This is a genomic window from Massilia oculi (genome assembly GCF_017582745.1).
Taxonomy (GTDB): domain Bacteria; phylum Pseudomonadota; class Gammaproteobacteria; order Burkholderiales; family Burkholderiaceae_D; genus Telluria; species Telluria oculi_A.
On the sequence record NZ_JAFVIM010000018.1, the window covers coordinates 130,856 to 142,886 of the forward strand.

9 protein-coding genes are annotated in these 12,031 nt (G+C 65.8%); 2 read left to right on the forward strand and 7 right to left on the reverse strand.

Translation table 11 applies throughout. The features are described 5' to 3' along the window. Positions 1-47: 47 nt before the first annotated feature. The gene (locus tag J3U95_RS19740) at positions 48-3,194 is read left to right on the forward strand and encodes a S8 family serine peptidase (RefSeq protein ID WP_208280360.1); all 3,147 of its coding nucleotides are present in this window, start codon (positions 48-50) and stop codon (positions 3,192-3,194) included. Between the two features lie 74 nt (positions 3,195-3,268). On the opposite strand, the gene J3U95_RS19745 is transcribed toward J3U95_RS19740, so the two are convergent. Further along, a complete protein-coding gene (locus tag J3U95_RS19745) occupies positions 3,269-3,682 on the reverse strand; it encodes a hypothetical protein (RefSeq protein ID WP_208280361.1) in 414 nt (137 codons plus the stop codon). Between the two features lie 304 nt (positions 3,683-3,986). Here J3U95_RS19745 and J3U95_RS19750 point away from each other — a divergent pair, with 304 nt between their 5' ends. Beyond that, entirely contained in the window at positions 3,987-4,337 is a 351-nt protein-coding gene (locus J3U95_RS19750) for a hypothetical protein (RefSeq protein WP_208280362.1), read from the forward strand. A gap of 20 nt (positions 4,338-4,357) precedes the next feature. Here J3U95_RS19750 and J3U95_RS19755 read toward each other — a convergent pair whose 3' ends face one another. The 6 genes from J3U95_RS19755 to J3U95_RS19780 all read right to left on the reverse strand — a co-directional run bounded on the left by J3U95_RS19755 (position 4,358) and on the right by J3U95_RS19780 (position 11,925). Then, entirely contained in the window at positions 4,358-4,945 is a 588-nt protein-coding gene (locus tag J3U95_RS19755; RefSeq protein WP_208280363.1) for an NF038129 family PEP-CTERM protein, read from the reverse strand. 11 nt (positions 4,946-4,956) lie between these two features. Continuing rightward, positions 4,957-7,911 carry an ExeM/NucH family extracellular endonuclease gene (locus J3U95_RS19760; protein ID WP_208280364.1) on the reverse strand — a complete coding sequence of 985 codons (2,955 nt, stop codon included), beginning with the start codon at positions 7,909-7,911 and terminating at the stop codon, positions 4,957-4,959. 176 nt (positions 7,912-8,087) lie between these two features. Next, positions 8,088-8,801 (reverse strand): PEP_CTERM-anchored TLD domain-containing protein, encoded by a 714-nt coding sequence (locus tag J3U95_RS19765; RefSeq protein WP_208280365.1) that lies wholly within the window; start codon positions 8,799-8,801, stop codon positions 8,088-8,090. 70 nt (positions 8,802-8,871) lie between these two features. Next, positions 8,872-10,290: a mannose-1-phosphate guanylyltransferase/mannose-6-phosphate isomerase gene (locus J3U95_RS19770; protein ID WP_208280366.1), complete on the reverse strand. Its 1,419-nt coding sequence runs from the start codon at positions 10,288-10,290 to the stop codon at positions 8,872-8,874. Next, complete coding sequence (locus J3U95_RS19775) at positions 10,287-11,459, reverse strand: nucleotidyltransferase family protein (RefSeq protein ID WP_208280367.1); 1,173 nt, start codon at positions 11,457-11,459, stop codon at positions 10,287-10,289. The genes J3U95_RS19770 and J3U95_RS19775 overlap by 4 nt, the downstream gene beginning before the upstream one ends. Before the next feature lie 16 nt (positions 11,460-11,475). Next, positions 11,476-11,925, reverse strand: coding sequence for a GDP-mannose 4,6-dehydratase (locus tag J3U95_RS19780; RefSeq protein ID WP_370662088.1), 450 nt, complete (start codon positions 11,923-11,925; stop codon positions 11,476-11,478). Positions 11,926-12,031: the final 106 nt, after the last annotated feature.

Genomic DNA, 12,031 nt, shown 5'->3' on the forward strand with positions numbered 1-12,031 from the left:
GCAGTTCCATCACAGCCGAATCCCGCAGAACCCAAGGACATGCATCCATGAAACTCCGCCCAATTTCCGCAGCCATCCTGTTCGCACTGTCCGGCCTGTCGCTGGCAGTCCAGGCCGACGACGTCCGCCGCCCCTACGTCGTGCAACTGACCGACAAACCGATCGCCTCCTATGATGGCGGCGTCAATGGCCTCGCCGCCACCCAGCCGCGTCAGGGCCAGCGCCTCGACCTGAACAGCTCCAGCGTCCAGCTCTACAGCGGCTACCTCGACCAGAAGAAGGCGGCCGTGCGCGCCGCCATCGGCAGCGCCCCGCTGGTGCACGACTACAAGGTGGTGCTCAACGGCTTCTCCGCCATGCTGACCGACGCCGAAGTGCGCGCCCTGGTCGCCCGCGGCGACGTGCTGGCGGTCACGCCCGACGTGCCGCGCGAACTGACCACCGTGTCCACCCGCGACTTCCTTAAACTGACCGGCCCCAATGGCGCCTGGTCCAAACTGGGCGGCCTGACCGAGGCCGGCGAAGACGTCATCATCGGCATCGTCGACGGCGGCATCTGGCCAGAGCACACCTCCTACGCCGACCGCGTGGATGCCAACGGCAAGCCGACTCACGACACCAGCGGCAGCCTGGTCTATTCGGCGCCGCCGGATCGCTGGCAGGGCGACTGCCAGACCGGCGAAGGTTTCACCACCGCCCACTGCAATAACAAGCTGATCGGCGCACAATACTTCGACAGCACGTACCTGAGCACCGGGCGCACCACCCACTGGAGCGAATTCCGCTCCTCGCCGCGCGATTCGCTCGGCGGCGACGTCGGCGAAGGCAGCCACGGCACCCACACCTCGACCACCGCAGGCGGCAACTACGGCGTGGACGTGACCATGGCCGGCGTCAACATCGGTGAGATGTCGGGCGTGGCCCCGCGCGCGCGCATCGCTTCGTACAAGGTCTGCTGGACCTACGTCGACCCGAGCGTGACCATCGGCCGGCGCAACAGCTGCTACGTGGGCGATAGCGTGGCCGCCATCGAGAAAGCGGTCGCCGACGGCGTGCATGTGATTAACTTCTCGATCAGCGGCGGCACCAGCCTCACCGATCCGGTCGAGCAGGCCTTCTTCGGCGCCGCCAATGCCGGCGTCGTGGCCGTGGCTTCCGCCGGCAACGACGGCCCGGGCAACCAGGTGGCCCACATCAGCCCGTGGCACACCACGGTCGGCGCCTCGACCCATAACCGCGAATTCCAGGCGACCGTCACCCTGGGCAATAACCAGAAATACACCGGCGCCTCGATGAACACCACCCCGCTGCCGCCCGAGCCGGTGGTGGACGCCTCGACCGTCGGCCTGCCGGGCGCCAACGCCGCCCGCCTCGCCTTCTGCTACAGCGCCTCGTTCAACGGCGGCCAGGCGGTGCTCGACCCGGCCAAGGTGGCTGGCAAGGTCGTGATCTGCAACCGCGGAGAGAACGACCGCGTCGACAAGAGCCGCGCGGTGCGCGAAGCGGGCGGCGTTGGCATGATCCAGGTCGACAACGGCAGCGGCCTGGTCGCCGACATGCACTCGGTGCCCTCGGTCCACGTCACCCAGGCCGACGGCCAGGCGATCCGCAGCTATGCGGCCGCGAGTGCGGCCAACGCCACCGCAGCAATCAGCAAATTCGTGGTCGGTACGTCGCGGCTGAACGCCCCGATCATGGCGAGCTTCTCGTCGCGCGGCCCGAATCGCGCTGACGCCAACGTGCTCAAGCCGGACGTGACCGCGCCGGGCGTGGACATCATTGCCGGCGGCACGCCCGGCCTGACGCAGGAACAGCATGACGACATCGTCAACGGCACCCTGGTGCCGCCGGTCGAGTTCGTATCGCTGCAGGGCACCTCGATGTCGGCCCCGCACGTGGCCGGCCTCTCCGCCCTGCTGCGCCAGAAACACCCGACCTGGACGCCGGCGATGATCAAGTCGGCGCTGATGACCACCGCGACCGACACCTTCCCGGATACCCAGCAGGGCGATCTGCGCGGCATCCTGCCGTTCGCGCAGGGCGCCGGCCATGTCAACCCGACCGCCGCCCTTGACCCGGGCCTGGTCTATGACATCGGCGAAGCCGATTACCGCAAATACCTGTGCGGCGCCGGCGTGGCGGGCCAGTGCGCGGGCGGCCAGATCCCCGGCTACGAGCTGAACCTGCCGTCGATCGCCGTCGGCAACGTGCTCGGCTCGCTGACGATCAACCGCACGGTGACCAATGTCAGCGCCAGCACCTCGAGCTTCAGCTCGCAGATCTCGGTGCCGGGCTACAGCGCCGTGGTGTCGCCGGCCACGCTGGCGATCGAGCCAGGCCAGACCAAGTCGTTCACTGTGACCCTGACCCGCACCAGCGCCCCCGAAAACGCCTGGCAGTACGGTTCGCTGACCTGGACCGGCGGCGGCCATACCGTGCGCAGCCCGATCGTGGCACGTTCCGGCAAGCTGATCATCGCCCCGACGTTCTTCTCGAGCGACCGCGCCAGCGGCAGCAAGGCGCTGAGCATCACCACCGGCTTCGCCGGCAAGATGGGCTCGAGCGTCGGCGGCCTGAAGGAAATCGTGCGCACCGCAAACACGATCGCCCCGGCGCCGGACGGCAGCCTCGAATCGCTGGATCTGATGGCCAACGCCTGCCACCGCGGCCTGTACGGCACCCGCGTGCTGCCGGTGACCTTCACCGCCGACACCATGGCGGCGCAGTTCGAGCTGTTCGATCGCGATACCAGCGGCAATGGCGGCGACGACCTCGACCTCGTGATGGTGAACGCGGCCGGCCAGCTGGTGGCCTACTCGGCCACCTACGGCTCGGACGAGACGATCGCGCTGGCGGCCCCGCCGGCAGGCAATTACAAGGTCTGCACGCTGGGCTACAGCACTGCATCCGGCAGCACCACTTCGTATGGCCTGCATGCGGTGGTCGTCAACACCAGCGACAAGGGCGGCAATCTGCGCGCCATGGTGCCGGCGACCGTGTATGCCGGCGGCAAGGCGACGGTCGCGGTAAGCTGGTCCGGCCTGCCGACCGGCAAGCGCTTCCTGGGAGCCGTGCGCCTGCTGGACGCCAGCGGCGCGGTCGGCTCGACCACCGTGCTGCAGGTCGAGACCAACCAGCCGGTGCCGAAGGCAGAGCGTCCGCAGCGCGTTAAGGAGAAGGACGTCGGCGTGTAAGCGGTGAGTGGCAGCAGTAGATAGACAAAGCGCGCCTCGGCGCGCTTTGTCGTTTTGAATGGATACGAAATGAATCAGGTTGCGGGCGAACCGAGCTGGCAAGCGCCGGCGACGCAGACGGCGCCCGGATCGGGGCGGTGGATGCAGATCGACATTTCGCCGGTACGCTGGATCTCGGCCTGGCGCTCGGTCTTCGAGCGCTCGGCCAGGGCCAGCAAGGCCTTTTCGTCGGTCTGCGCGGTCGAGTACGGCAGGTACTCCTGCGGGCCGCCGCAGGCGAGCGCGCCGACCGGGAGCGAACGGCATTGCGCATTGTCGCTGCAGGCGGGCGTGCCGATCAGGCGCTTGATCTCGGAGACGGTGGCGCCGGGCTGCAGCGCAACCACCGGCGGCGCGCCGTCTTTCACGGGCGGCGAGGCAGGATCGTGGGCCTGGGTGGTGCAGGCGGCGGTGGCGCCGAACAGGAGAATGAGGATGAGTTTTTTCATGCCGCCATCTTCGCGCGCACGATATGACCGGTCAAGCAGATCACATTGACTAACTGTTACCAAATGTGTCCACTTGGCTGTTGCGTGGAGCTTACGGAACAATCCGACGCTCAAATTCTTACTTCAGATTATCTTTAATTTCGCTGAGGATATATTTCTCATTTGCAGGCAAAAAGCGTAAACGTCGCGCATCCTGTTTTCATCGAATGCAAACCTGGACGTTCGCAAATGTAAAAAATTGAGCGCAGGAAAAATTTACTCACTACAATAGATTCGTTACAGACGAGCTTGTCCGAGTTCATACATGACCCTCCTGCGCACCCTCATCGCCCTCTCCCTGACGTCCTTCCTGGCTGCCTGCGGCGGCCAGTACGACGTCGACACGACCGTCCACACCGCCTCCGCCATCTCGATCGCCAGTGCGGCCGCCTCCGCGAACGCGCCGGACACCGTGCCGGACGCCACCCCGACTACGGCGCCGGCACTGGCCGCAGGCGCGCCGGTCGTCGCTACCGTCGCCTCCGCCACGACGCCGGCGCCCGATTGCGCCGCCGAAGGATGCGCCAGCCTGCGCATCATCGACGGCAATGCGGAGGCCTGGCGCATCGATGCCCAGCGCCGCGCCGCGCTCGAGGCCCGCCTTTCCCAGTCCTGATCCGCAGTTTTCAGCAGGTATCAGCGCTGCCGCAGGCGGCGCGTCGTCACCAGCAGGAACAGGCCGCTCGCGAGCAGCAGCCAGGCGCCCGGTTCCGGCACCTCGGCCACGCCGGCAAACGCTCCATCCACCAGCTGCAGCTCGACGCTCTGGCCAGCGACCAGGTTCATCTCGATCACATTGCCGGCGGCGCCCAGGTAATTCAAGGCGTCATCGACGAAGGCGACGCTGAACAGGCTGCCGTTGGCGCCCTCGCCCAGGTCGAACTCGACGTCGAAGCTGAACAGGCCGCCGAAGGTGACCAGCTGGTCGAAGAAATTCCATTCCGGACCGTTGCGCAGCACGATGCCGTTCACGACGTCGCCGCCGACGTCGCCGGACGTCATATTCCCCTCCAGGAAGGCGCCGCTGAAATTGCCGAGGCGGGCCACCGTCGGCGCGGCGTCCAGCGGGCCGTTCAGGCCCAGGTCGAGGTAGCCGACGGTACCGGCCAGGGCCGAGGTGTCGAGCGAGACGCGATACATCGGACCGGCCAGGGCCGCCGGAGCGCCGACCGCGATCGACAGCGCCAGCAGCGCGCGGAACAACAGGGATGCAAAGTTAGACATGATCATTTCCTTTAGAACGAGCCGGAGACGAGCTGCGGCGTATAGGTGAAGTTGCGCTTGGCGCCGTTGGTGAACGCCGTCGGGACGGTGACCGTGGCGCCCGGGGCGATGCTCGCCTGCGGCAAGGTCAGATACGGCGCACCCGCGTGCATGCCGGCCGGATTGTCGAGCGTGATCCCGTCCGGCAGGCCCTGCAGCACCAGGTGCAGCGGACCGGTCAGCGCCTTGGCGCTCGTGTTGGTGATGGTGACATTGCCGGTGGTCTTGCCCGTCGCGCGGTTGATGCTGAAGCCGCCGATCACGATCCTGCTCGACGCGGTGACGTCGGTAATCGAACCGGCCAGGTTCAGGCTGACCACCAGCGGATCGTGGTCCGAGGCGCGGTAGGCGTTCTTGCGATAGACGTCGGTGCCGGTGCTCTCGATGTTGTAGTCAATATCCTTCGGCTCATCCGCATTGTTGTGCCACTCGGCCGCGCCCACCACCTGCGGCGCCAGCGAGCTGCTGGCCAGGACGTGGTCGAGCGAGCCGGCCAGGCCGTTGAACACATAGGAGTACGGCATCGCGTGCGGGCGCACGAACTGCTCGATCACATTGACCATGCCGCCGGCGCCGGTCAGGTGGTTGATCGGGCGCTCGAAAGCGTAGGAGTTCAGGTCGCCCAGCACCAGCACATCCGGATCCTTCGCCGCCGCGACCACTTGCGGGATGAAGAAGCTGGTCAGGCGCTGGGCTTGCTGGACGCGGGTGGCGTCATAGCAACCCTGGCCGTAGCCCTGGTCGGCATCGCCGCCGCTGGCGCCGCCGCAGCCCTTCGATTTCAGGTGGTTGGCGATGACGGAGAATTTGCCGCCGTTGCCGGCCATGAAGGTCTGCGCCATCGGTGGACGGCTGTTGATCTCGTGCGGGTCGGACAGCGCGCCCCCCACCAGGGTCAGCCTGGAGGGCTTGTAGATCATGGCGACGCGGATCGCATCGGTGCCCAGTCCAACGGGCGCCGGCACCACGGCGTAGGTGCCCGGCGCGGTGACGCGGTTGATCTCGTCGACCAGGTACTTGGCCGCGATGTCGCCGTTGTTCTGGATTTCCATCAAACCCACCACGTCGGCATTCAGCGCGGCCAGCGAGGCGACGATCTTGTCGCGCTGGCGGACGAACTCGGCTGCGTTGTCGGCGCCGCGGCAATTGCCGGCGGATGTGCTGTCTCCCAACTTGCAACCCTGGCCCGACCTGCCCCAGGCATCGCCGCCATTGGTGAAGGTGGTGAAGAAATTCAGCACGTTGGCGGCCGCGACCTTGACGCCTTCCGGCAGCACCGGCGCCGCCGGGCGCTCGTTGGCGCGCACGATGACCGGGGCTTCGGTCGGCTGCAGCTTGAAGCCGGTGCTGGCGCCGCTGCTGGTGCCGGTGGAGCCGAAGTCGATCACGCCGGTCAGGTTGTCGATCGTGTCGCCGGCGCGCACGGTGCCGTCCTCGGCCAGGTAAGGCATGGCGGCCGGAGCGCGGAACAGGCCGTCGTCCAGCACGATGCGGTTGGCCATATGCTCGCGATAAAGGGCTTCCGCTTCGGCCGAGCCCTGCGGATAGCGGCTGGTCGGCTGCTCGCGGCGGCCGTTGGACAGGGTCAGCTCGCCGCGGTTGGCCAGGTCGCCGTTGCCGTTGATGGTGAGCGTATTGGTGAAGCGCACCAGCATGCCTTCCACGCTGGCCAGGTCGGTGCCGGGCAGCGTGATATTGGTCGGCACGATGGCCGGGCCGGCGCCCAGCGCGGTGATATTGGTGACGTCCTTGAACTCGGTATAGGTGCGGTCGGCGCCGTTGGGGCGGAACTCGACCACCTGCCCGGTCACGCTGACCAGGGTGCCGATCGCCAGCGTGGTGTCGGTGCCGTAGACATAGATGCCGTCCGAGGTCGTCGGATCGCCATCGCCCTGTGGATCCTGGATGAAGAAGCCGCCGTCGACCTTGGCGGTAATCACGCCGCGCGCGGTCTGCACGGTGTTGGCGTAGGGGCTGGTGTCGCCGGAGCCCTGGATCTGCGGAATGGTCAACAGGCCGGCAACGGCGACGTCGACCGTGCAGCGCTCGGTCTCGCCGGCATCGTTGCCGAACTCGACCTGCACCGGATAGCGGCCGCCGGCCAGGGTGGCGGCGATGTCGAGGCGCGCCTCGGCCTTGCCGCCGGTCACCGTGGCCGGGGTGAAGCCGCCGAGGGTGATACCGGCGACGCCGCCCGACACGATGCCGGCGCGGTTGACGATGGCATCGCCATCGATTGCCGACAACAGCGCCGATCCGCCACGGCCCTGCTCGACCTGCACCGTTGCCGGGCAGGCCAGCACGATCGGCTTGGGTGTCGGGCCGGTGTCGCCACAGGCCTGCAGCGGCGATGCAGTGGTGCGCGGGCCGATCGCCGGCGCCAGCACGAAGTCAGCGCGGTTGTCGTCGCTGTCCTGGCAGCCGGCTGCGGCGCGCTGGAGCGAGTTTTCAAGCGTCGGCGACGGCGCCGGTGCGCCTTCGGACAGGTTGGCGCTGCCGTAGCCGACCAGGTCGAGGATGCGGGTGCCGTCGCTGATGGCGACCTTGCCGGTCCCGCCCGCCATATTGAAGCTCGGCGCCTGGACATCGAAGTTCTCGATCGGGTTCTTGCCCTGGTCGCGCGCGCCGCGCAGCAGGAAATACTGGCCCGGGGCCAGCGTGACCGGCGGCAGTGGGGTGACGCTGCTCCAGCTGCTGCCGTTGGCCGACTGGTATTGCACGCGCATGCCGTCCAGGCTCACTGGCGCACTGCCACGGTTGAACAGCTCGACGAAATCGTGACCGAAGTTGCTCGAAGTGCTGTGCGAGTGGGCATACAGCTGGTTGATGACGACGTCGGCGGCATGGGCCGGCGCGCCCGCGGCAAAGCCGGCGACCAGGGTCGCCAGCAGCGTACGCCGCGGTGTGAAAGTTGCAAAGGTGGTCATTGATTCCCCATTAGTTATCGCACAAGATGTGCCTGCCGTTTCTATTAGCAGAATGATAGTAAATGCGGATATTGACAACATGATGACTAGAAATTAGCCCAGATGGGTAATTTCTAGCTTAGCGGAAACTCAACTACGCTGAGTTGGTTTGCCGCAGGGAATCAACGAAGTGCAAGTCAGCGCTGGCGGCGCCGCACGGCCCAGCAGATCACGCCGAGGCCGCCGGCCAGCAGCGCATGGGCGGGTGGCTCGGGCACGAGTGAAATGGCATAGGTCTCGAGCGCCTCGACCCGCCTGAACTGCCCGCCAAAGGTGCCGTCGATGATGCTGCGGCCTTCGAAGGCAGGGTCGCCATAGCTGAGTTGCCAGGAGATGGAGGTCGTCAACCCGGTGTCGACGAAGAGGTCGGGCCCGGCGCCGAAGGTGGGACCGTGATCGGGCCAGTTATAGGTCTGGCGCGAGCCCTGGCTGGGCAGCACGTTATCGAGCAACAGCTGGCGGTAGACGGCCGGATCGGTGTAGTTGAACAGGAAGCCGGTGCGTTGCCAGTCGAACTCGGACACGTGCCAGCCGTCCGTGGACGACCAGCTGCGCGGATTGTAGCCACCCACGATCCAGCTGTCGCCGGCATCGTTAGCGACGCGCATCAGGGTGAAGTTGCTGCCGCGCCCATCCGCAGCGGCGTGAAAGTCGAGCGAGTCGTCGCCCGGCTGCCGCGTATAGATGTTCTCGAGATAGAGGGGGCCTGCGCCGAGCCAGCGTTCGAGCTGGCCCTGCAGGCCGGGATCGAGCAACCGCGTCTCGGTCTGCGCCACTGCCGGCGATGCCGCCATGCCAACGGCTGCAACAAGGATGGCGGTCGCCCCGCCCCGTGCCAGGATCTTGTTCATGCAACGTCAGACTGGCCGTCGCAGGACAAGTTCCAGGCCCGCTGTCGGGAGCAGGCCTGGAAACTCTCTATTACGCGCGCTTGTAGATGTCCTCGAAGCGCACGATGTCGTCCTCGCCCAGGTAGCTGCCCGATTGCACCTCGATGATGTGCAGCGGCAGCTTGCCCGGGTTTTCCAGGCGGTGGTTCATGCCGATCGGGATATAGGTCGATTCGTTCTCGGACAGCAGGCTGACCGTGTCGCCGCAAGTCACGCGCGCGGTGCCCGACACCACGACCCAGTGCTCGGCGCGGTGGTGGTGCATCTGCAGCGACAGCTTCTCGCCCGGCTTGACCGTGATGCGCTTGACCTGGAAACGGTCGCCCGCATCGATGCCCTCGTAGTGGCCCCATGGACGGTAGACGCGGGTGTGGTGCAGGTGCTCGGTGCGTTCCTTGGAGGCCAGGTGTTCGACCACCTGCTTGACGCGCTGCACCTTGCTCTTGCAGGTGACCAGCACCGCATCCTGGGTCTCGACCACGACCACGTCTTCCAGGCCCACCACCGCGACGATGCGGCTTTCGGCGCGCACCAGCGAGTTCTTGACGCCGTCCAGGTAGACGTCGCCGCGCTGGGCATTGCCGTTGGCATCCTTGGCCTGGGTTTCCCACAGGGCCGACCACGAACCGACGTCGTTCCAGCCGATATCGGCCGGCACCACGGCGGCGTCGCGGGTGTGTTCCATCACCGCGTAGTCGATCGAATCCGACGGGCAGGCCGAGAATGCGTTTTCGTCGAGGCGGCAGAAATCGAGGTCGCGGTAGGCCGCGTGCATGGCCTGGCTGGCGGCGCCGGCGATCGCAGGGGCGTGCCGCTCCAGCTCTTCGAGATAACGTGCGGCGGCGAACATGAACATGCCGCTGTTCCAGTAGTAACCGCCCTCGGCCAGGAAGCCTTCGGCCGTGGCGGCGTCGGGCTTCTCGACGAAGCGCGCCACCTTGTAGCATTCGCCGCACTCGTCCACCGCTTCGCCGCGGCGGATGTAGCCGTAGCCGGTTTCCGGGGTCTTGGGGACGATGCCGAAGGTAGCCAGGGCGCCCTTGGCCACCAGGCGGGTGGCGCGGTCGACCGCTTCACGGAAGGCTTCGCCGTTCTCGATCACGTGGTCGGCCGGCAGCACCAGCATCACGGCCTCGGGGTCGATCTGCTGCAGATGGTGGGCGGCGGCGGCCACGGCCGGCGCCGTATTGCGGCCGACCGGCTCGAGCAGGATGCCCAGCGGCGTGATGCCCACTTCACGCAACTGCTCGGCCACCATGAAGCGGTGGTCATTGCCGCACACCACGAGCGGTGCCATCATCTCCGGCCAGCCGGCCACGCGCAAGGCGGTTTCCTGCAGCATGGTCTTGTCGGCAACCAGTGGCAGCAACTGCTTCGGCAAGACCTTGCGCGACAGGGGCCACAGGCGGGTGCCGGCGCCGCCGGAGAGGATGACTGGATAGATCTTCATGCGCTGACTTTCTCTTTCTCTAACTCGTTGGTATTCTGATCCGCGATTTCCTTGCGCCGGGTACGGCGACGGTCGCGTGCATTGAGCCACTCCTGCGAGGAATACTCGGAGGCGTGCTTCATTTCGCCTTTTCGGTCGACACTATATTCCTTAAAGACAATCATTTCATTCAATGTTACATCATGCAACACGCGGGTGTACTCGAACAGCACGCTGCGCACGATCTCGGCGCCTTCGCAGATATGGCTGCCGTGGCCGATCCAGGTCGGGCCCACGATGCGGGCGCCGGCCTCTACTTTAACCCCGGAGCCGATGTAGACGGGTCCCTCAACGGTCGTACCTTCCCAGTCGATGCTGGTGTTCAGGCCCACCCAGACGCCCGGCTTGATCTGGATGCCCGGCACGTCCATATTGTTGACTTCGCCGGTGATGACCGACTGCAGCACTTCCCAGTAGTCGCCCATGGTGCCGATGTCGAGCCAGTTGAACGGGCGGCCCTGGGCATAGAACGGCAGGCCGCGCTCGGCCAGCAGCGGGAACAGCTCGGAACCGATGTCGAACGGCACGCCCGACGGAATCAGGTCGATGACTTCTGGCTCGAAGATATAGATGCCGGTGGAAATGAAGTTGGACTTCGCTTCTTGCTGGCTTGGTTTCTCCTGGAATTCCAGGATGCGGCCCTGCTCGTCCGAGACCACCACGCCATAGGACGATACCTTGTCCCATGGAACTTCCTTGGTGATGACGGTGGCCATCGCGCCCTTGCGGCGGTGTTCCAGCAGCGCGGCCTTGAGGTCCAGGTCGATCAGGGCGTCGCCGCACAGCACGACGGTGGTGTCGTCGAAGAAGCCGCCGAATTCCTGGATTTTCTTCATGCCGCCGGCCGAGCCGATCGGTTCCGGCACGACTTCGCCGTCGTCCTTCGTATAGCCTTCGAAGGAGTAGCCGATCTGGACGCCGAACTGCTCGCCTTCGCCGAAATACTCTTCGATTTTTTCGTGCAGCCAGCTGACGTTGACCATGATTTCGGACACGCCATTTTTCTTGAGGTGTTCGATCAGGTAAGCCATCACGGGTTTGCCCAGAATCGGGATCATGGGTTTTGGCAAGTCATAGGTGAGCGGACGGACGCGTGTGCCCTTGCCTGCGGCGAGAATCATGGCTTTCATTAGACTATCCTTTGCATTATTTGGCTGTGGTTTGGTAGCGCCATACGTCAGCGCACATTTGAGCGACATCACGTTCGGCAGTCCAGCCCAGCTCCTCGCGGGCCAGGGACGGATCGGCGTAGCACTTGGCCACGTCGCCGGGACGGCGGTCGACGATCTGGTAGGCAACCGGACGCCCGCTGGCCGCTTCGAAGGCGCGCACCATTTCCAATACACTGTTGCCCCGGCCAGTGCCGAGGTTGTAGGTGACGATGCCCGGGCCCTTGTTCAGGCGATCGAGCGTCCTGACGTGGCCGATCGCGAGATCGACCACGTGGATGTAGTCGCGCAGGCCGGTGCCGTCCGGGGTGTCGTAGTCGCCGCCGAACACCGACAGCTTGTCGCGCTGGCCGTTGGCGACCTGGGCGATGTAGGGGACGAGGTTGTTCGGGATGCCGCTCGGCTCTTCGCCGGCTTTGTTGCACAAATCGGCCCATCAGCGGCCGAGGCGCAGCACGGGTAAACTGACGGCATGATTGCTCCCGTAAAGCTGAAGTACCGAACGACCAACTGGAAAGACTACAACGCGGCAT

What these genes read in the sequence shown, in the direction of transcription:
- J3U95_RS19775 (WP_208280367.1), bottom strand. Translation starts at nt 11,459, where the DNA reads ATGAAAGCCATGATTCTCGCCGCAGGCAAGGGCACACGCGTCCGTCCG.
- J3U95_RS19750 (WP_208280362.1), top strand. Translation starts at nt 3,987, where the DNA reads ATGACCCTCCTGCGCACCCTCATCGCCCTCTCCCTGACGTCCTTCCTG.
- J3U95_RS19765 (WP_208280365.1), bottom strand. Translation starts at nt 8,801, where the DNA reads ATGAACAAGATCCTGGCACGGGGCGGGGCGACCGCCATCCTTGTTGCA.
- J3U95_RS19740 (WP_208280360.1), top strand. Translation starts at nt 48, where the DNA reads ATGAAACTCCGCCCAATTTCCGCAGCCATCCTGTTCGCACTGTCCGGC.
- J3U95_RS19745 (WP_208280361.1), bottom strand. Translation starts at nt 3,682, where the DNA reads ATGAAAAAACTCATCCTCATTCTCCTGTTCGGCGCCACCGCCGCCTGC.
- J3U95_RS19755 (WP_208280363.1), bottom strand. Translation starts at nt 4,945, where the DNA reads ATGTCTAACTTTGCATCCCTGTTGTTCCGCGCGCTGCTGGCGCTGTCG.
- J3U95_RS19760 (WP_208280364.1), bottom strand. Translation starts at nt 7,911, where the DNA reads ATGACCACCTTTGCAACTTTCACACCGCGGCGTACGCTGCTGGCGACC.
- J3U95_RS19770 (WP_208280366.1), bottom strand. Translation starts at nt 10,290, where the DNA reads ATGAAGATCTATCCAGTCATCCTCTCCGGCGGCGCCGGCACCCGCCTG.